At 75.8% G+C, this 18,406-nt stretch carries 20 protein-coding genes; 6 read left to right on the top strand and 14 right to left on the bottom strand.

Features of this window, described 5'->3' with window-relative positions; translation table 11 throughout:
• Positions 1–148 precede the first annotated feature (148 nt).
• The 3 genes from ACFY23_RS03610 to ACFY23_RS03600 all read right to left on the bottom strand — a co-directional run bounded on the left by ACFY23_RS03610 (position 149) and on the right by ACFY23_RS03600 (position 2,920).
• Entirely contained in the window at positions 149–907 is a 759-nt protein-coding gene (locus tag ACFY23_RS03610) for an SRPBCC domain-containing protein (protein WP_350681104.1), read from the bottom strand.
• Position 908: 1 nt separating this feature from the next.
• Positions 909–1,541 (bottom strand): helix-turn-helix domain-containing protein, encoded by a 633-nt coding sequence (locus ACFY23_RS03605; protein ID WP_350681106.1) that lies wholly within the window; start codon positions 1,539–1,541, stop codon positions 909–911.
• Positions 1,542–1,651: 110 nt separating this feature from the next.
• Entirely contained in the window at positions 1,652–2,920 is a 1,269-nt protein-coding gene (locus ACFY23_RS03600) for a hypothetical protein (RefSeq protein ID WP_350818892.1), read from the bottom strand.
• Between the two features lie 258 nt (positions 2,921–3,178).
• Between ACFY23_RS03600 and ACFY23_RS03595 the strand changes: the two genes are divergently transcribed.
• The 3 genes from ACFY23_RS03595 to ACFY23_RS03585 all read left to right on the top strand — a co-directional run bounded on the left by ACFY23_RS03595 (position 3,179) and on the right by ACFY23_RS03585 (position 5,509).
• A complete protein-coding gene (locus ACFY23_RS03595) occupies positions 3,179–3,634 on the top strand; it encodes an ATP-binding protein (RefSeq protein WP_350681110.1) in 456 nt (151 codons plus the stop codon).
• Positions 3,635–3,716: 82 nt separating this feature from the next.
• On the top strand, positions 3,717–4,550 hold the full coding sequence (locus ACFY23_RS03590) for an MEDS domain-containing protein (RefSeq protein WP_350681112.1): 834 nt from the start codon (positions 3,717–3,719) through the stop codon (positions 4,548–4,550).
• On the top strand, positions 4,547–5,509 hold the full coding sequence (locus ACFY23_RS03585; RefSeq protein WP_350681114.1) for an anti-sigma factor RsbA family regulatory protein: 963 nt from the start codon (positions 4,547–4,549) through the stop codon (positions 5,507–5,509). The genes ACFY23_RS03590 and ACFY23_RS03585 overlap by 4 nt, the downstream gene beginning before the upstream one ends.
• A gap of 30 nt (positions 5,510–5,539) precedes the next feature.
• Here ACFY23_RS03585 and ACFY23_RS03580 read toward each other — a convergent pair whose 3' ends face one another.
• Genes ACFY23_RS03580 through hflX form a run of 5 tightly spaced genes read right to left on the bottom strand, consistent with a single transcriptional unit; the run spans position 5,540 to position 9,402 of the window.
• Positions 5,540–6,349, bottom strand: coding sequence for a hypothetical protein (locus tag ACFY23_RS03580; RefSeq protein WP_350681116.1), 810 nt, complete (start codon positions 6,347–6,349; stop codon positions 5,540–5,542).
• The gene (locus tag ACFY23_RS03575; RefSeq protein WP_350681118.1) at positions 6,346–6,927 is read right to left on the bottom strand and encodes an RNA polymerase sigma factor; all 582 of its coding nucleotides are present in this window, start codon (positions 6,925–6,927) and stop codon (positions 6,346–6,348) included. The genes ACFY23_RS03580 and ACFY23_RS03575 overlap by 4 nt, the downstream gene beginning before the upstream one ends.
• Complete coding sequence (locus tag ACFY23_RS03570) at positions 6,924–7,841, bottom strand: cytochrome c oxidase assembly protein (protein ID WP_350681120.1); 918 nt, start codon at positions 7,839–7,841, stop codon at positions 6,924–6,926. Before ACFY23_RS03570 ends, ACFY23_RS03575 begins: the two co-directional genes overlap by 4 nt.
• A complete protein-coding gene (locus ACFY23_RS03565) occupies positions 7,799–8,257 on the bottom strand; it encodes a DUF2243 domain-containing protein (protein WP_350681122.1) in 459 nt (152 codons plus the stop codon). The genes ACFY23_RS03570 and ACFY23_RS03565 overlap by 43 nt, the downstream gene beginning before the upstream one ends.
• Entirely contained in the window at positions 8,254–9,402 is a 1,149-nt protein-coding gene (hflX, locus tag ACFY23_RS03560; RefSeq protein WP_350681124.1) for a GTPase HflX, read from the bottom strand. Before hflX ends, ACFY23_RS03565 begins: the two co-directional genes overlap by 4 nt.
• Before the next feature lie 213 nt (positions 9,403–9,615).
• Here hflX and ACFY23_RS03555 point away from each other — a divergent pair, with 213 nt between their 5' ends.
• The 3 genes from ACFY23_RS03555 to ACFY23_RS03545 all read left to right on the top strand — a co-directional run bounded on the left by ACFY23_RS03555 (position 9,616) and on the right by ACFY23_RS03545 (position 12,571).
• Positions 9,616–10,854 carry a DUF2786 domain-containing protein gene (locus ACFY23_RS03555; protein ID WP_350681126.1) on the top strand — a complete coding sequence of 413 codons (1,239 nt, stop codon included), beginning with the start codon at positions 9,616–9,618 and terminating at the stop codon, positions 10,852–10,854.
• Between the two features lie 98 nt (positions 10,855–10,952).
• Positions 10,953–11,321 carry a YciI family protein gene (locus ACFY23_RS03550; RefSeq protein WP_350681128.1) on the top strand — a complete coding sequence of 123 codons (369 nt, stop codon included), beginning with the start codon at positions 10,953–10,955 and terminating at the stop codon, positions 11,319–11,321.
• Positions 11,318–12,571: a DUF6596 domain-containing protein gene (locus ACFY23_RS03545; RefSeq protein ID WP_350681130.1), complete on the top strand. Its 1,254-nt coding sequence runs from the start codon at positions 11,318–11,320 to the stop codon at positions 12,569–12,571. The genes ACFY23_RS03550 and ACFY23_RS03545 overlap by 4 nt, the downstream gene beginning before the upstream one ends.
• Before the next feature lie 69 nt (positions 12,572–12,640).
• Here ACFY23_RS03545 and ACFY23_RS03540 read toward each other — a convergent pair whose 3' ends face one another.
• The 6 genes from ACFY23_RS03540 to ACFY23_RS03515 all read right to left on the bottom strand — a co-directional run bounded on the left by ACFY23_RS03540 (position 12,641) and on the right by ACFY23_RS03515 (position 18,405).
• Positions 12,641–14,083 carry an alpha/beta hydrolase gene (locus ACFY23_RS03540; RefSeq protein WP_387035880.1) on the bottom strand — a complete coding sequence of 481 codons (1,443 nt, stop codon included), beginning with the start codon at positions 14,081–14,083 and terminating at the stop codon, positions 12,641–12,643.
• A gap of 275 nt (positions 14,084–14,358) precedes the next feature.
• Positions 14,359–14,628, bottom strand: a complete 270-nt coding sequence (locus ACFY23_RS03535; protein ID WP_350681134.1) for a hypothetical protein — start codon at positions 14,626–14,628, stop codon at positions 14,359–14,361.
• 5 nt (positions 14,629–14,633) lie between these two features.
• Positions 14,634–14,981, bottom strand: coding sequence for an ArsR family transcriptional regulator (locus tag ACFY23_RS03530; RefSeq protein WP_350681136.1), 348 nt, complete (start codon positions 14,979–14,981; stop codon positions 14,634–14,636).
• 149 nt (positions 14,982–15,130) lie between these two features.
• Entirely contained in the window at positions 15,131–15,631 is a 501-nt protein-coding gene (locus tag ACFY23_RS03525) for a hypothetical protein (protein WP_350681138.1), read from the bottom strand.
• A gap of 181 nt (positions 15,632–15,812) precedes the next feature.
• The gene (locus tag ACFY23_RS03520; protein ID WP_350681140.1) at positions 15,813–15,986 is read right to left on the bottom strand and encodes a CsbD family protein; all 174 of its coding nucleotides are present in this window, start codon (positions 15,984–15,986) and stop codon (positions 15,813–15,815) included.
• Between the two features lie 166 nt (positions 15,987–16,152).
• Positions 16,153–18,405 (bottom strand): heavy metal translocating P-type ATPase, encoded by a 2,253-nt coding sequence (locus tag ACFY23_RS03515; RefSeq protein ID WP_350681142.1) that lies wholly within the window; start codon positions 18,403–18,405, stop codon positions 16,153–16,155.
• Between the last annotated feature and the right edge of the window lies 1 nt (position 18,406).

Below are 18,406 nucleotides of genomic sequence, written 5' to 3'. Positions count from 1 at the left end.
CGCGGCCAGATGATCTCCAACGCCGCTGACGCCAGCATCCCGCAATTGCCAACGATGTGCAAGAAGCGGCGCGGGGCCGCCCAGAGCCGCCCTCCGTCCGTGGAGGGTCGCCCCGGGTGGCCCCGCGCCGCCGGGTGCCGCCGGTGGTTCAGCCGATCGGCAGGGCCGTCACCCAACTCTGCCAGGCCCGCTCGACACGGGCCGAATCCTGGCCCGCCGCGAAGACGTGGTGGCCGAGGACCAGGGCGTCGCCCCGCTCGGCGCCGGAGTAGAGGAACCGGTAGAGGCCGTCGGCGGTGCGGACGCCGACGTACGTCGGGAGGCAAACGAGGTCGACGACCCCCTCGACCGGCGGCAGGCCGTCCACGGTGAGCCGGACCAGCTGCCCCTCCGCGACCGGGCCGTCGAGACCGAGGGCGCGGGTCACCGCCGCCCACACCTTGTCCGGGCCGCCGGCACCGGGACGGAACGCCGAGACCGGGGCGGCGGTCCGACCGGGGAAGTGGGCGAGGTACGCGGCCAGCGTCCCCAGGTACATGTCCCAGCCGACGGCCATCGCCTCGTACTCGGTCTCCCAGTTGTCCCCGAGGACGCCGCTCTGGACGAGCCGGAGCACCGTGCTGCCCTGGTCGCGGCCCTCGATCAGGTATTCCATGGCCATGAAGGTGCCGTCCGGCCCCGGCTCGGTGCGGTCCGCGAACCGCTTCCCCGGCTCCCAGGCGGTGATCGTCGCCTCCTCGACGTGGCCGGCCATGGTCAGCCGGGTCCGCCCGCCCTCACCGGGCTCGATCTCGCTGCGGCCCATGAACCAGGAGTCGATGCCCGGGCCCGTGGCGATGGCCTCCCACACCTGCTCGGGGGTGGCGGCCAGTTCGACGTCCTTGTGCAGCTCGAAGCGGTGTCCCATGTCAGTGCCCTTCGATCGATGTGTCGGTGTCGGTGCCGGACGAGGTCGCCGGGGCGGGGTCGGCGCTGGGGTGCAGGGCGAGTACGACGCGGTGGTCGCGGCCGCCCGGGGCGCTCTCGTCGTGGTATCGCGCGACGAGGCTGGTGATGGTGGTGGCGAGTTCCTCGGCGAAGGCCGCACGGTCGGCGGGGGTGGCGAAGCGGACGGTGGCGTCGACGGCGAACGTGGCGACGCGCTTGCCGGCGCGGTCGGCGCCGGTGATGAGGGAGCCGACGTCCTGGACGAGGCGGGCGGCGAGGGCGAGCAGCCAGCGGGCGGAGAGCCGGTCGGGAGCGTGGGAGGGGTCGGGGCGCACGGCGGCCAGAGCGGTGGGTGAGATGACGTAGGAGGCGGCGGTGGCGCGCAGGACGCGTTCGGTGACGTTGCCCTTGCGGCGCTCCTCGACCAGCTCGACGAGACCGTGCTGTTCCAGCGCGCGCAGGTGGTAGTTGACCTTCTGCCGGGGCAGGCCGACGCGGGCGGCGAGCATGGTCGCCGAGGCCGGCTCGGCGAGCTCGGCGAGCAGCCGGGCCCGGATGGGGTCCAGCGACGCCTCGGCCGCCGCCGGATCCTCGATCACCGCGATGTCGAACATGACACGACCCTCCCACCGACAACTCTTCCTGTCAAGACAAGATTTGTTGTCGGTGGCCGGCAGGAGCCCGCTTCCGCGGAGGCGGAACCCTCACCGCACGGGCGGAACCCTCACCTCATGGGCGGGCAGAGGAGTCGGTCCAGCAGGGGCAGCCGGAGGACGTCCAGACAGAGGTCGACCACGGCGGGCTCCGACGGCGGCGGCGCGGTGGTCGGGGCGGGCGCCGGGGCGACCGGCGCGGTGGTGGTCGGCACCGGGGCGGCAGGGGGCGCGGCGGCGGGCGGGGCCGGGGCGACGGCCGGCGGCGGGGCCGGAGCGACGGCCGGCGGCGGAGCGGGCACCGGACCCCTCGGCGGGGCGGCCGGCGGATCGGAGGCACCCCGGCTCAGCACGTCCTGCCGCACGACCGGCACCCGCGCTCCCGCGGCGACGCGGACCCGGGGCACCGCCGTCCCGCCGGCGCCCGGCCCGGCCTCGTCCGGCACCACCGGCTCCTCGGCGGCGGTCGTGGTGCCGGTCGGCACGGCCGTCACGGCGGGAACGCTCCCGGCGCCGCCGTCCGCCCGGTACGACGGGCCGGGCCGCTCCTGCCCGAACGTGCCGGCGGTCAGCATCGCGTACGCCAGCGTGGCGACAGCGGCGGCGAGAGCCACCCGGCGATCGGGGCGCAGCGCGGTCAGCGGAGCCTGGCCCGGCGCGACCGGCGACGGCGGAGCCGGCCGCACGTGCTGGTGGGCGGCCAGCAGGGCGTCGAGCTGTGCGACGACGGCGGCGCGTTCCCCGGTGGCGGCGGCGAGGGCGAGCGTGAGATAGAAGCGGAAGTTCACCATGGCGGTGGCCGGCACCCGCAGCCCGGCGAGCCGGCCGCCGTCGGTGGTGTGCAGCAGGGTCAGCGGGACGTCGGGGTGGTGCGCGGCCCCGAGCATGTCCGCGTACGCCCACTCGCGCCGTCCCGCGCGGCCGGCGAACGCCACCCGGTGGTTGGTCACGACGACCGGGCCCGCGTCGACGGCCCGGAGCCCCTTCGGCAGCGCGCGATCCGTCGCCGCGACCTCGGCCGTGGCGACCGTCAGCCCCGGCGCGGGCAGCCCGGGCACGTGCCGGGCCCCCGCCTCGACCAGCTCCCCGGCCGGCAGCACCCGGAACACGACCTCGTCGTCGCCGAGGTCCACCGGCAGGCCGGTGCGCGGCTGCGCGTACCCGAGGAAGCCGGCGGCCTCGATCCGCAGCCGGATCAGGTGGTCGTTGTGCCGGTGCCAGCCCTCGACCTCGGCGTCGTACGCGCGCGACCGCCGCCCGCTCTCCCGCTCCGCCCACCTGACCCGCCAGGCCGGGCAGGTTGCCGCCGCCGGGATCCCGATGTTGGTGCGTGGTTCCACCGTCACACCGGGTACAACCGCCCGCCTTCCGTCCAGGACACGCACGCCGATCGATACTTCCCATTGTTCCGTTAGGAGAGATTTGGCCCGTGGCGATCCGGCGGGCCGTCGCGCCCGCGCCGGGGCGGTGGGCGGCCGGATGGCGGCCGAGCGGGTGCGGCGCTGCCGCTCCGGCGTGCCGCGCGGCACACCCGATCCGGTGTGCTGACCGACCCGTCCGGCGGCTTGAGGCGGGCGGTGGCCGGGTACCACCCCTCCATGGGTCAGCTCAGCAGTTCGCCACCACCGCCGCAGGCCGTCGAGCTGCGGCGGTGGACGTTGTCCGAGGGAACGGACCTGCGCGGCCTGCGGGCGTCCCTGCACGAGGAGCTGACCGGCGACGTGCTCGGCGAGGGCGAGGCCCTGGAGGAGGTCCCCGAGCTGGTCGCGCTGATCGCCACGGAACTCGCCACGAACGCCCTGCGCCACGGGAGACCGCCGACCATCGTCCGACTGCTCGCCACCGACGACTACCTCATCCTCGACGTCGCCGACCACGACCTCGGTTCCCTGCCGGAACTCGCCGACACGCAGTCCGAGGGCGCCGGCGGGCGCGGCCTGCAACTCGCCCGCGCCCTGTCCCTCGACGTCGGCTGGTACGCCACCGCGACCACCAAGAACATCTGGGCGTCCTTCCCCCGCACCGCCCGGCTGAGCGGCGCGCGGCACGCCTGACCGGCGGGCCGCCCGCACCGGCAGCTCGGGCCACGGCCCTCGTCTCCGCACGACCTACACTGGTTGCCGTGAGGCAACCGGCGTGATCACCGAAGAGCGGCAGGCCACACCGCAGGAGCACCTCTGCTGGTCGTACGAGGACCTGGGGTCGCTCGCCGCCCAGGCGGAGCGCTACCTGCTCGCGGGCCTCGCCGCCGGCGAACGCGTCTGGTACGTCACGCCGGACCCCGTCGACGCGGTGGCCGACCGGCTGCACCGCCTGCCCGCCTTCGCCGCCGCCGTGCGCCGGGGCGCCGCCGCCGTGGTCCCCCTGTTCTCGACCTACTCGCACGGCCACGTCGTCGACCCGCCGACACAGGTCGCCGCCTACGCGGCCGCCACCGACGAGGCGCTCGCCGCCGGGCACACCGGGCTGCGCGTGGCCGCGGAGGCCACCGAGCTGGTCCGCACCCCGGCCCAGTTGGAGAGCTTCACCCGCTACGAGCACCTCGTCGACCGCTACATGCGCAACCGGCCGTTCTCGGCCATGTGCGCCTACCACCGGCCCGGGCTGGGTGACCGGGCGGTCGCCGAGCTGGCCTGCATGCACCCGGACAGCAACGTCGACGACGTCCTGTTCCGGCTGTACGCCGTCGCGCCCGCCGAGGGGCACGCCGCGCTGGCCGGCGAGCTGGACCTGTCCAACCACGAGCTGTTCCGCGCCGCCCTGGACCGCGCCGACCTGCGCCCCACCGGCGGTGAGCTGGTGCTGTCGGCGGCCGGGCTGCGCTTCCTCGACCACCGCGCCCTGGCCCACCTGGCCGAGTACGCGCGCCGCCGCGGCGCGAGCGCCGTGCTGCGCACCTCCCGCTCGGCGGCGGCCCGGCTGGTCGACCTGCTGAACCTGCCCGGCATCCGGGTGGAGGTCGCGCGATGAGGACCGGCGCGGCCGCCCAGCACCACGGCTACTACCACGAGGCCGTCCGGTACGACTCCGACGACGAACTGCTCGCCGTGGTGGTGCCGTTCCTGCTCGGTGGCGTCGAGGCGGGCGAGCCCACCTTCGTGGCCCTGGGCGAGCGCACCGGCGGGCTGGTCCGCTCGGCGCTGCCCGCCGGCTGCGGGGTGGAGTTCCTGCCCGGCGGCGAGGTCTACGCCCGTCCCGCCACCGCCATCCGGTCCTACCGCGAACTCCTCGCGGCACAGGTGGCCGCCGGCGCCGGGCAGATCCGGATCCTCGGCGAGGTGCCCCCGGTCGCATTCAGCGCGACGTGGGACTGGTGGGCCCGGTACGAGTCGGCGATCAACCACGCCTACGACGACTTCCCGCTGTGGAGCATGTGCGCGTACGACACCCGGCGCACGCCGCCGGAGGTGCTGGCGGACGTGGCCCGCACACATCCCCGGTTCGCGACCGTCGACGGCGGGCACGTGCCGAGCGCGACCTGGACGTCGCCGACGGAGTACCTGCGGGAGACCCGGCCGGTCGCGCCCGACCCCCTCCAGGCGGAGCCGCCGGTCGTCGAGCTGACGGACCCGACGGCGGCCGAGGCGCGCGCCGCCGTGCACAAGGCCGACCGGGGCCAGGTGTCGGCCGACGACGTGGACGACCTCGTCGTCGCGGTCAGCGAGACCGTCACCAACGCGCTGCGCCACGGCCGGCCGCCGGTCCTGCTGCGCGTCTGGTCCGGCGACGACCGCATCGTGGCGACGATCCGCGACGGCGGCGACGGGCCGGGGGATCCGTACTGCGGGCTGCTCCCCACGCCCGGCGACGCCCCGGGCGGGCTGGGCCTGTGGATCACCTACCAGTCGTGCAGCCACGTGACGTGGCACCGCGACGGCGAGGGCTTCACGCTCCGGCTGACGGCCGGGAACCCGCCCGCCGCCCGCTGACCGACGGGGCACCGCGGGCGCGGGCGTCGCTCACCGTCCCCAGGGCTCGGCCGGTCGGCAGTCACCGCCGGGCCGGCCGTACACCACCGCGCCGGCGGGATCGACGTAGCAGTGGTCGAACTCGTCCGAGGGCTGGAACAACCGGCGGCGGTCGATCTCGGTGCCGGCGGCGTCGTAGCTCACCAGCCGCGCCCCGTCCTCGTCGAGGTCGGCCCCGACCGTCATGACCGCGAAGACACCATCGGAGATCCGGGCGGGGGTGGTCTTCCCGTCGCCGTGTTCCAGCACCAGGCGGGCGACGCGGGAGCTGACCCGGCCGCTGACCGTCACGTCGCCACCGGACCGCTTCGTGGAGGTGAGCAGGAGTCGTTGCACCGGTCCGGGGAGCAGGTCGTGCGCGGGCCAGCGGTCGATCGAGAGCCCGCCCGTCACCTCCGCGCCCGCCGGCCGGTGCACGTCGCAGGTCACGTAGCCCGTCTCGGTCAGGAAGAACACCACCGCGCGGTCGCCCCGCTCGGCCGCCACGGCCAGATCGGTCGTTGTCGGTGCCACGTCCGGGTCCGGCGGGCTCCACGCCAGGCACTGCCGGGCGGCCGCCCGGAGGGTGGGGGACAACTCGCCGTACCCCATCGCCAGCACCTGCACCGTCTCGGCGTCGGAGGGCGCCCGTACGGCGAACCCGGCCGCGACCACCGCCAGCGCGGTCACACCCACCGCGAGCCGCGGGCGGATCCGTCTCGTCGCCGGGCGGCGGACCGCGCGGAGGACATCCGCCCGCATCCGGTTCGCCACCCGGGGCGGCAGGTCCCGCTCGTCGGGCGGTTCGAGGGCCCTCGTCATCGCTGCTCCTCCTCGTTCTCGTCGGTGACCAGCCGCGCCAGCCGTTTCCGGGCGCGGCTGACGCGGGACCGGACGGCGACCTCGCTGACGCCGAGGGCCGCCGCCGCGTTCGCGTACGACACCCCCGACCAGAGGCAGAGCGCGACGGCCTCCCGCTCCGCCCGGGGCAGCCGCCGGACGGCGGCCAGGATCCCCGTCATCCGCCGCTCGTCGTCCAGGCGCTGCGCGATCTCCTCGGCCGGGTCGTCCCCCGCCTGCCGGTCGGCCGGCAGCCGGCGCAGCAGTGCCGCCCACCGTCTCGCCGACCGCCACTCGGTGCGTACGGCGTTGCTCGCCACCACCAGCAGCCAGGGCAGCACGGACCCGTCCACCAGGCGTGCCGCGTCCCTCCGCCGCCAGGCGACCAGGAAGGTGGCCTGGGTGACGTCCTCCGCCGTGGACCAGGAGCCGGTCAGCCGGAAGGCATGGTTGTAGACCGCCCGCGAGTGGCGGTCGAAGAGCCGCCCGAACGCGCCCTCGTCGCCGGCGGCGACGGCCGGCCAGAGTTCCTCGTCGCAGGGCCGTGTCTCGGCTTTCACACCCCACTATCGCCGGGTCGCCCGGTGTTGTTGCGGCAGCCGCCACCCGAGCCGCCCGCCGGCACCCAGGCCCGGGCGGTGGCCGGGCGGGGCCGCCACGCGGTCACGGGCCGCGGTCGCCGCCGCTGGTACCAGGCGGCGAACAGGGCGGTCGCCAGCAGCAGTTCGGCGACGTCGCCGCCGTAGTACATCAGGCGGGCCGCCGCGCGCAGCGCCGCGACGTCCCGCTCGACCAGCCCGGGCGGCAGGGTGGCGGCGTGCGCGTACAAATACTTGGCCAGCACGGCGTGCCCGGCCGCCGCGCCGAGCAGGGCGCCGGCCCGCACGGTGTGGCCGGGCCGGCGCGGAGCCGGGTCGGGGCCGGCCACCGCCCAGGCGAAGAGGTAGCCGGCGGCGAGGTAGTGGGCGTGCAGCGCGTGGTGCAGCCACGGGTTCCGCTCGGCCGCCACGTAGACCGGGGTGAGCAGCACCAGCGCCAGCCCGCCGGTGGTGAGCACGGCCCCGGTCGCCGGATGGGCGAGCAGGTGCACGGGCCGGGCCCGCAGGAACCGGCCCGCCCGGCGGCCGACCGGGGGCGGGACGACCCGCAGCAGCAGCGTGACCGGCGCGCCGAGGGCCAGCGCGAGCGGGGCGACCATGCCGAGCAGCAGGTGCTGGGCCGCGTGCGCGCGGGGATCGCCGGACCCGCCCGCCAGCGGGCCCAGGGCGGCCGCCAGCACCGCGCAGCCGGCCAGCCAGGCGGCCGTACGCCGGCGGCGCCAGCCCCGCCGGTCCCGGGACACCGCGAACAGGTAGCCGGCGGCCAGCAGCGCGACCACCGCCAGCGGCAGCGTCGGTGACCCGGCGGCGGCACCGGTGTACGCGATCGCCGTCACCGCGCGCCGGGGCGGGACCGGGCCCGCCAGGTCACCCACGCGCCGAGCAGCAGCAGCGCCACGGCCCCCGCGTTCCACACCACGTCGTACGGGAGCAGGTGCACCCCGTAGCGGATCTGGTGCAGCCGCAGCACCTTGTGGTCCACGATCCCGTCGAAGAGCTGGAACGCTCCGGCGCCGAGCAGGAAGCCGCCCCAGGCGCCCCGGCGCACCAGGGCACCGCGGCGGCGCAGGTCGGCGTACCAGAAGAAGCCGCCGACGAGGGCGAGCAGCTCGGCGGAGTGCAGCAGCCCGTCGGAGAGCAGGCCCACCGAGAGGGTGGACCGGTCGTAGAAGTGGTGCCAGCCGAGCAGTTGGTGGAAGACGATCTCGTCGACGGCGGCCATCACCGCGACACCGATCACCGCGGCGGCGAGTACCGACCGGCGGAGGTCCGGCACCTCCGGTCGGGTCATCGGCGGGCCAGGCGGGCGGCCAGGGCGGCGCGCAGTTCGTCCATGCCGGCGCCGGTCAACGCCGACACGGCGACCGCGCCGGGGTGGGCCCGCCGCAGCGCGTCGACCCACTCCACCGGGGTCACGTCGATCTTGTTGAGCACCAGCAGCTCCGGGACGTCGCCCGCGCCGATCTCGTGCAGCACGCCGTGCACGGTGGTGATCTGGTCGAGCGCGTCCGGCGCGGAGGCGTCCACCACGTGCGTCACGAGGTCGCTGCGGCTGACCTCGTCGAGGGTCGACCGGAACGCGTCGACGAGTTGGTGCGGCAGGTGCCGGACGAACCCGACCGTGTCGGTCACGGTGAAGAGCACGTCGCCGACGCGGATCCGGCGCACGGTCGGGTCGAGGGTCGCGAAGAGCACGTCCTGCACCTGGGCGTCCGCTCCGGTCAGTCGGTTGAGCAGGGCGGACTTGCCCGCGTTCGTGTAGCCGGTGATCGCCGCCGACGGGACCTGGTTGCGGGCCCGCCGCTCCCGGTTGCGCTCCCGCCGCCGGGTCAGCTCGGAGGCGTTGCGGCGCAGCCGGGTGGCCCGCTGGCGCAGCCGGCGGCGCTGGGTCTCCAGCCGCATCTCACCGGGCCCGCGCACGCCCATGCCGGCGCCGCCGGCCATCCGGCCGCCACCGATGCGGGACATCGAGCGCCCGTCGCCGCGCAGCCGTGGCAGTTGGTACGCGATCTGCGCCAACTCCACCTGCACGCGGCCCTCGCTGGTGCGGGCGTGCTCGGCGAAGATGTCCAGGATCAGCGCGGTCCGGTCGACCACGCGTACGCCGACCCGCTCCTCCAGGTTGCGCACCTGGCCGGGAGTCAGCTCGCCGTCGGCGATGACCAGGTCGGCGCCGGTCCGCTCGGTCAGCGCCGCCAACTCGTCGACCTTGCCGGAGCCGACGAAGGTGGCCGGGTCGGGCCGGGGCCGGCTCTGCACCACCTCGTCGACGACGGCGAGCCCGTCGGTGTCGGCGAGCCGGCGCAGCTCCGACAGCGACACCTGCGTCCCCGGCCCGGTGTCGCCCGCCTCGTCCTGGTGCACCGCGACCAGCACCGCCGTCGGCCGCTCCGCCGGCGTGCCGGAGCCGTTGCCCAGCAACCACGATCCCGCCATCACGAAACCTCGCATCACCTCGCGCCGGCCCCCGATCTACCCCGGACCGGGCGAAGCATGCCGACGCCCTCGGCCGGGCGGAGCCGGCGGGGCGGCGGGCTCCGGTGGCACCCGTCACGACCGGCGGACGGCGGGCGGGCCCGGGGGTACGTTCGGCGGGCAGGCGACGGTCGTTCCCGGGCGCGCCGGAGCAGACCCCAGGAGGACGCGGCCGTGCCGGACGCCGAGGAACTGATCAGCGACGCCCTCGCGGCGGTACGCGGCACCGACGTACGCCTCGCGGAGCGGCGGCTGGACCGGCTGATGATCGGCACGGGCGCGGCGGACGGCGCGGCGGCCGTCGACGCCGCGCTCCTGCGACGCCTGGTCCGCGGGGTCGGCCGGCTGGTGCCGCGCGGCTGGCAGCCGGTGGACCTGGCGCGGCTCGCCACCCGCCGGCTCGGTGCCCGGCCGGCCGGGCTGGTGACCGACGCGCTCGCCGCGCACCGCCGCGACCTGACCGGGCCGGTGCCCCCGTGGTGGGACGACCAGCTCCGCGACCTGGGCGCGCGGGTGTGGTGGGACGCCGACGAGGGCCACCTGGCCGCCTGGTCGGCCCGTGCCGGGTGGGACCGGTTCACCGCGCTGCGCGCGGCGGTCGACGCGCTGGCCCTGGTCGAGGGGCTCCCGCCGATCGCCGTGCTGCGCCCACCGCCCGGCGCCACGGGGACGGTCGCCGCGCGCGGCGGGTCCGGCGGCGGGTCGCGGATGCTCGACCGGGTGCGGGCGCTGCTGGCCAAGGCGGAGTCGACGACCTACCCGGCCGAGGCGGAGGCGCTGACCGGCAAGGCCCAGGAGCTGATCGCCCGGCACAGCATCGACCAGGCGCTGCTGGCGGGCGTCGCCGAGCGCGCCGACCAGCCCGGCGGGGTGCGCCTCGGCACCGACCCCCCGTACGCGGGCGCCAAGGCGCTGCTCGTGCAGGAGGTGGCGGCGGCGAACCGCTGCGAGGCGGTGTGGTCCGACGACCTGGGCTTCACCACCGTGCTGGGTTGGCCGGCCGACCTGGAGGCGGTCGAGCTGCTCTACACCTCGCTGCTGGTGCAGGCCACCGCGGCGATGCTGCGCGGCCGGGGCGAGCGGCGGACCAAGGGCGCCGGCCGGCGGACCCGGGACTACGACGAGTCCTTCCTCAACGCCTTCGCCCTGCGGATCGGCGAGCGGCTGCGGGCGGCCACCGAGGACGCGGACCGGCAGGCGGCCACCGAGGCCGGGCCGGAGCGGCTGCTGCCGGTGCTCGCCACCCGCGCCGAGGCGGTGCGCGAACGCCTCGACACGCTCTTCCCCGGCGTCACCCGGGCCCGGCTCACCGTCCGCGACGCCGACGGCTGGTCGTCGGGCACCTCCGCCGCCGACCGCGCCTCGCTCGGCGCCGGCCCCACCCCGAAGCGGCAGGTACGCGGCCGGCGCTGAGAAACTTCCCGCACCGCTGTCGGATCCGGCGGGTCGGCTCCGACCCCTCACCGGAGACGCGTCACCATGGGCGCGGCCGAGCGGACGAGGAGCACCCGATGAAGTACATGCTGCTGATCTGGAACCGCCCCGGTTTCGTCGAGGAACTGTCGGAGCAGGAACGCACCGCGCTCTTCGGCGAGGTCGACGAGATCATGCGCGAGCTGACCGAGTCCGGCGAGCTGGTCGGCGGCCAGGCGCTGGCCGACCCGTCGCAGGCGCGTACGGTCCGGCTGGCCGGTGACCGGCCGGAGGTGACCGACGGGCCGTTCATGGAGAGCAAGGAGCAGTTCGCCGGCTACCTGATGGTCGACTGCGACAGCCCCGAGCGGGCCGCCGAGATCGCCAGCCGCTGGCCGGACGTGCGGCGGGGCTTCGGTGCGCTGGAGGTGCGGGCGGTCATGGACGAGGCCGGGACGGACATGTGAGCGGACGGCACGTCGAGGACCTGCTGCGCGACCTGGCGCCGCAGGTCCTCGGCCTGCTCGTCCGCCGGCACGGTCAGTTCGACGCGGCCGAGGACGCCGTGCAGGAGGCGCTGCTCGCCGCCGCCATGCAGTGGCCGGAACAGGGCGTGCCGGACAACCCCCGGGCCTGGCTGCTCACCGTCGCCGGCCGCCGGCTGACCGACGAGTGGCGCAGCGAGCGGGCCCGCCGGGACCGGGAGGTCGCCGTGGCCGTCCGCGAGCCGGCGTACGCGACGGTCGCCCCCGCGGCCGACGAGGAGCCGCCGGCCGGGGACGACACCCTGACGCTGCTGTTCCTGTGCTGCCACCCGGCGCTGGCCCGGTCCGCGCAGGTCGCGCTGACGCTGCGCGCGGTCGGCGGCCTGACCACCGCGCAGATCGCCCGGGCGCACCTGGTGCCCGAGGCGACCATGAGCCAGCGCATCCGCCGGGCCAAGCAACGGATCGAGGCCACCGGCGCGCGGTTCACCATGCCCGCGCCCGCGGAGCGGGACGAGCGGCTGCGGACCGTGCTCCAGGTGCTCTACCTGGTCTTCAACGAGGGCTACACCGCCTCCAGCGGGCCGGACCTGCACCGGGCAGACCTGACCGCCGAGGCGATCCGGCTGGCCCGCACGCTGCACCGGCTGCTTCCCGACGACGGCGAGGTGACCGGCCTGCTGGCGCTGATGCTGCTCACCGACGCGCACCGGGCGGCCCGGACCGGGCCGGCCGGCGAGCTGGTCCCGCTCGCCGAGCAGGACCGCGGCCGCTGGGACGCCGCCGCCATCGCGGAGGGGATCGCCCTGGTGACCGAGGCGCTGACGTGGTCGCCGCCCGGCCCGTACCAGCTCCAGGCGGCGATCGCCGCGGTGCACGCCGAGGCGCCGTCGGCGGAGCTGACGGACTGGCCGCAGATCCTGGCGCTCTACCGGCTGCTCGCCCGGATCGCCCCGAACCCGATGATCACCCTCAACCAGGCGGTCGCCGTGGCCATGGTGGACGGTCCCCGCGCCGGTCTGGCCCTGCTCGCCCCGCTCGACGCCGACGACCGGACCGCCGGGCACCACCGGCTGGCCGCCGTCCGCGCCCACCTGCTGGAGCTGGCCGGCGAGCCGCGGGCGGCGCGGGCGGCGTACCTGGCGGCGGCCCGGGGCACGACGAGCCTGCCGGAGCAGCGCTACCTGGAGCTGCGCGCCGCCCGGCTGGCGACACCGACGATCCCGGCATGACCTGGCCGCGCTGACGGACGAGCCGGCCGGCGTGCGGCGCGGGGCGCACACACCGGCCGGCTCCCCCGGTCAGGCGGGCGCGACGGCCGGGCAGCTGGTGTCGCGGGCGGGCACGTCGACCGAGATCAGATAGCGGTCGACCGCGTCCCGCACGCAGTCGCTGCGGGTGTAGTTGCCGTGCCCCCAACCCTCGTAGGTCAGCAGCACCCCCGAGCGACCGAGCTGCCGCGACACGCTCGTCGCCCAGTTGTGGCCGCTCGCCGGGTCGTACCTGGTGTTGGCGAGCAGCAGCGGCACGTCGGTGCGGACCCGGAGCCGGTGCTGCGGGTTGGCCACCGGGGCCGGCGTGCCAAGGCAGGTCGCGATCGCCAGCAGCGACTGCGGGTAGCGCAGGTCGGGCGCAATCCGGGCCGCCCGGCGCAGGTGGGCGGCGTACTCCCGGTGGTCGCGGACCGGCAGGTGCCAGTCGGCGCAGAAGACCGCGAAGGGGTGCGGCCGCACGCCGTCCTCGCCGGTCGTGGCGGCGGCCGGGAGTTCGGTGGGAGCCGGCGGGGTCGCCCGCAGGGCCACGATCTGCCGGGCCAGTCCGGCCCAGTCCGGGCCGTACAGCTTGCGCTGGGCGAGCCGGCTGAGGCCGTACGGGGTCAGCGCCGTCCCGGGCCGGTCCGGGTCCGCCAGCTCGCCCCGCTCGGCGCGGGGGAACAGACCCGCCCAGACGGCGCGGACGTCCTCGCCGTGCAGGGCGCAGCTCGGCGTACGGGCACACCAGGCGACGAACTCGTCGAAGGAGTCCTGCGCGGTGGCGGCCTGGGTGTCGAGAAACGCGCGGGTGCCGAGGCTGTGGTCGACCACGCTCTCCAGCACCACGGCCCGGACCCGATACGGGAACTCCTCGGCGTACTGCGCGCCGAGCAGGGTGCCGTACGAGCTGCCGTGGAAGGTGAGCCGGGCCTCGCCGAGCGCCGCCCGGACGGCGTCCAGGTCCCGGGCGGCGCTGCGGGTGTCGACGTGGTCGAACAGCGGACCGGTCCGCCGCCGGCAGTCCTCCCGGAGCAGCGCGTTGTCGGCCAGGGCGGCGTCGAACCGGGCCTGGTCGGTGATGACCTGGGGCTGCCGGTCGAGCAGCGCCGCCGAGCAGAGCACCGGATTGCTCCGGCCGATGCCGCGCGGGTCGAAGCTGACGATGTCGAACCGCCGGCGCAGGTCGTCGCTGAACCGGTCGTTCGCGATGATCCGCCGGACGCCGGAGTCCCCCGGCCCGCCCGGACCGAACACCAGCGAGCCGATCCGGGCGGCCGGGTCGGTGGCGACGCGGCGGGCCAGGTGGAGCGTGAACCGGTCGCCGTCCGGCCGGTCCCAGTCGACGGGTAGCGACAGGGTGCCGCACTCGGCGGTGCGGTCCTCCGCGCACGGCTGCCAGGCGATGCCCGGCGCGGGCCGTTCGGCCGCGGCCGGCGCGGAGGTGGGCGCGGGTGGGCCGGCCGAGGCCGGCGCGGGCGACGGGATGCCCATCGCCAGCAGCGCGGCGGTCGCGCCGATCGCCAACGCCCGGATGCGGAGGGGACGTCGGTGTCCGCCCTCCGCGGCCTGTCGAACTGAGTCATCCACGACATCAGGGCCCGATGGGCGGTCGCCGCGGTGGGCGGCGAACTTGCGTACGCGCAGCACGAGATGCTGTCCTCTCCTTCGAAGGAGCGTTGCGATGAGAACTCGCCCACGGGCGAGGTGATGCTGCTTCCACCCGGGCCGTCGAGTTGGCGCTCGACGGCCCGGGGCCTTCCCCTGCGCTAGTCGACGTCCTTCAGGACGCGTTCCAGCGAGGCCAGCCGGGACTCCATCCCGCCGAGCCGGCCGTCGAGGGCCGCCAGCACGCGGGCGGAGGCCGCCTGGGACTCCGCGGCGGTCTGGGCGAGCCGCCGGTACTCCTCCTCGCGGGCCCCCGCCGCCCGGGCCCGCCGGGTCTTGGCGACCTGCACGATCGTCACCGTGATCACGCTGATGAACAGGGCGAAGAGCCCGATCGCCCCGACCACCTCGGTCCAGTCGTGATCGCTCATGCCCGTCATTTCTCGTCCTCGTCCGGCCCCGCGCCGGATCCGGCGGTGAGCGTGTCGGCCGCCGTCGCGATCGCGGCGGGCGTCAGCGTGTACGTGAACGGCTTCACCTCGTAGTACTTCATGGCCTTCCCGTCCTCCGACAACTCCAGGTGCGCGGACACGAGGCCGGCCGCCGCGAGCCTGCGCAGGTGCACCTGCACCAGCGCCCGGCTGATGCCGAGCTCGCGGGCGAGTTCGCTGACGTACGCGCGGCGTCGCGCCAGCACGGCGACCACCCGCATCCGGTGCGGGTTGGCCAACGTGGCCAGTACGCGCACCAACTCGTCGCCGGTGGCCGTCGGACCAGCGCTCATGACCAGCCCTTGCACATGCAAACGGACGCTAGCGGGTCAGCGTCCGGAGCGTCACCAGTGGACGGTCGATCTCAGGGACGGGTGGGGGATGCCCCCTGTTCCTCCCCGGAGTCACCGGAGACCGGCGCAGGGGGCGGCTCAGGGGCGGCTCAGGCGCGGCACTCGCGGGTCAGCTGCGCCGGGATGCCGGTGAAGGTGGAGGTCATCCAGGCGGCCGGGCGGGACGCCCGGGAGCCGGCGTCGATCCGGTCGGCGGTGTCCTCGATCAGGGCGCGGATCTGCGGGTCGGCGGCCCGGCGGGCCTGGGCGCGTACGTCGTCGGCCAGGTCGGCCAGGTTGCGCCGGAGCTGGTCGGCGACCTGTTCGCCGGTGAGGTCACGGCGGACCGAGGCGGCCGAGTCGGTGGCGATCTTCCGACTGCCGGCGAGGATGGCCCGGTCCACCTGCCGGCAGACCTCGGCGGTGTTGGCGGCCGTCGTGGGGACCGGGGACGGGCTCACGGTGGCACTGGCCGGAGCGGTCGGGCTCGCCGACGGCGCGCCGGTCGGGGCGCCGGCCTCCTCCCGGGGGGCGTCCTGGCAGCCCACGGCCAGCACCCCGAGCGCCACCGTGGCGGCGGCGCGCCGCGCGTACAGAACGGATCGGGACATGGGACCTCCCGTTCGTGGGTCTCGGCCGTCCGGCGGACGGCACGGGGTCGACCGACGCCGGGCGGCGAGACGTCGTTCCTGCCAACGAGCGGGGTCACCCCCCGGACACGTCGGCCGTCCCGGCCCGACACGCGGTCCGCCGGGCCGGCGATGCCGGCCCGGCGGTCTCCGCGTACGCGGATCAGCTCCTGAAGGCGTCCTTGACCTTCTCGCCGGCCTGCTTCAGCTTGGCGCTGGTCTGGTCGTTGCGTCCCTCGGCCTCGAGCCGCTCGTTGTCGGTGGCCCGGCCGGCGCCCTCCTTCAGCTTGCCGGCGGCGTCCTCGGTCGCATTGTTGATCTTGTCGTCGAAACCCATGTCAACCTCCGATCGGCGGTGCCGGTACGTCCTCGGTGTACCCCGCCCGGCCACCGCCCAACCGCCTCGACCACCCGGCGTCAACCCGTGTCGACCACGTGGCCCCCGATCCACGACCGTGCCGCCGGCCCCCTTTCCGGGAGGGCCGGCGGCGCGGTGGGCAGGGTCAGGCGACCGGGCGGAAGCCGCGCAGCCGCAGGCTGTTGGCGACGACGAAGACCGAGGAGAAGGCCATCGCGGCGCCGGCGATCATCGGGTTGAGCAGGCCCGCCGCGGCCAGCGGCAGGGCCGCCACGTTGTAGGCGAAGGCCCAGAACAGGTTGCCCTTGATGATGCCGAGGGTGCGCCGGGAGAGCCGGATCGCGTCGACGGCGGCCATCAGGTCGCCCCGCACCAGGGTCAGGTCGGACGCCTCGATCGCCACGTCGGTGCCGGTGCCCATGGCGAGGCCCAGGTCGGCCTGCGCGAGGGCGGCGGCGTCGTTGATCCCGTCGCCGACCATCGCCACGGTCCGCCCCTCGCCCTGGAGCCGCCGCACCACGTCGACCTTGTCGGCGGGCAGCACCTCGGCGATCACCTCGTCGATGCCCATCTCGGCGGCCACCGCGCGGGCCACGGTGGTGTTGTCGCCGGTAAGCAGCACCGGGGTCAGACCCAGCTCGCGGAGCCGCGCGACCGCCGCCCGGCTCGTCGGTTTGACCACGTCGGCCACCGCGAGCACGCCCCGGGCCCGTCCGTCCCAGCCGGCCAGCACGGCCGTGCGCCCCTCGGCCTCCGCCGTGGCCGCCGCCCGCGCCACCTCCTCCGGTACGTCGAGGCCGCGCTCGCGCAGCAGCCGGAGCCGGCCGACCAGCACCTCGCGGCCGTCGACCGATCCGGTCACGCCGAGCCCCTCGACGTTGGCGAAGCCGGTGACCGGCGCCAGCGCGCCCGCCTCGGCCGCACCGGCGGCGACCGCCTGGGCGATCGGGTGCTCGGACGCGGCCTCCAGCGCGCCGGCCAACCGGAGCAGCTCCGCGCGGTCCTCGCCATCCGCCGGGAGCACGTCCACCAGGGTCATCTTCCCGGTGGTGACGGTGCCGGTCTTGTCCAGCACGACGGTGTCCACCTGCCTCGTGGACTCCAGCACCTCCGGCCCCTTGATCAGGATGCCGAGCTGGGCGCCCCGGCCGGTGCCGACCAGCAGCGCGGTCGGCGTGGCCAGCCCGAGGGCGCACGGGCAGGCGATGATCAGCACCGCCACGGCGGCCGTGAACGCGGCCGTCGCGCCCGTCCCCGTACCGAGCCACCAGCCGAGGGTGCCGGCGGCGAGGGCGATCACGATCGGCACGAAGACCCCGGAGATCCGGTCGGCGAGGCGCTGCACGGCGGCCTTGCCGGTCTGCGCCTGCTCGACCAGCCGGGCCATCTGGGCCAGTTGGGTGTCGCCGCCGATCCGGGTGGCGGTGACGACGAGGCGGCCGCCGGCGTTGACGGTCGCGCCGACGACGGTGTCGCCCGGGCCGACCTCGACCGGGACGGACTCGCCGGTGAGCATGCTCGCGTCGACCGCCGAGGTGCCCTCGTCGACCACCCCGTCCGTGGCGATCTTCTCACCGGGCCGGACCACGAACCGGTCCCCCACGGCGAGCTGGTCCACCGGGACCCGGGTCTCCACGCCGTCGCGGATTACCGCGACGTCCTTGGCGCCCAGCTCCAGCAGGGCCCGCAGGGCCGCCCCGGCGGTCCGCTTCGAACGGGCCTCGAAGTAGCGGCCGGCGAGGATGAACACCGTCACCCCGGCCGCCGCCTCCAGGTAGATGTTGCCCGCGCCGTCGGTGCGGCTGATGTCGAAGCTGAACGGGTGCGTCATCCCCGGCACGCCCGCGGTGCCGAGGAAGAGCGCCCAGACCGACCAGCCGAACGCGGCCAGGGTGCCGAGCGAGACCAGGGTGTCCATGGTCGCCGCGCCGTGCCGCAGGTTGATCCAGGCCGCCCGGTGGAAGGGCAGGCCGCCGTAGACGACGACCGGGGCGGCCAGGGTCAGCGACAGCCACTGCCAGTACTCGAACTGCCAGGCGGGCACCATGGCCAGCAGGATCACCGGCACGGTAAGCACGAGCGAGACCCACAGCCGGGTACGCAGGCCGCGCAGTTCGTCGACGGGCTCGGCAGCCGGCTCCGCGCCGGCGGGCGCGGGCGGGGGCGGCAGGGCGGCGGTGTAGCCGGTCTTCTCCACCGTGGCGATCAGGTCGTCCGGGGTGACGTCGTCGGCGTACTGGACGCTGGCCTTCTCGGTGGCGTAGTTGACCGTGGCGGTCACGCCGTCCATCCGGTTCAGCTTCTTCTCGATCCGGGCGGCGCAGGAGGCGCAGGTCATGCCCCCGATCGCCAGCTCGATCTGGTTCGGTGCCATCGGCAGGGGCTTGGTGGTGGTCATC

This window comes from Micromonospora sp. NPDC000121, from assembly GCF_042899165.1.
Taxonomy (GTDB): domain Bacteria; phylum Actinomycetota; class Actinomycetes; order Mycobacteriales; family Micromonosporaceae; genus Micromonospora.
Note: the sequence above shows the minus strand (reverse complement) of the source record. Positions and strands in the feature narration are given on the sequence as shown.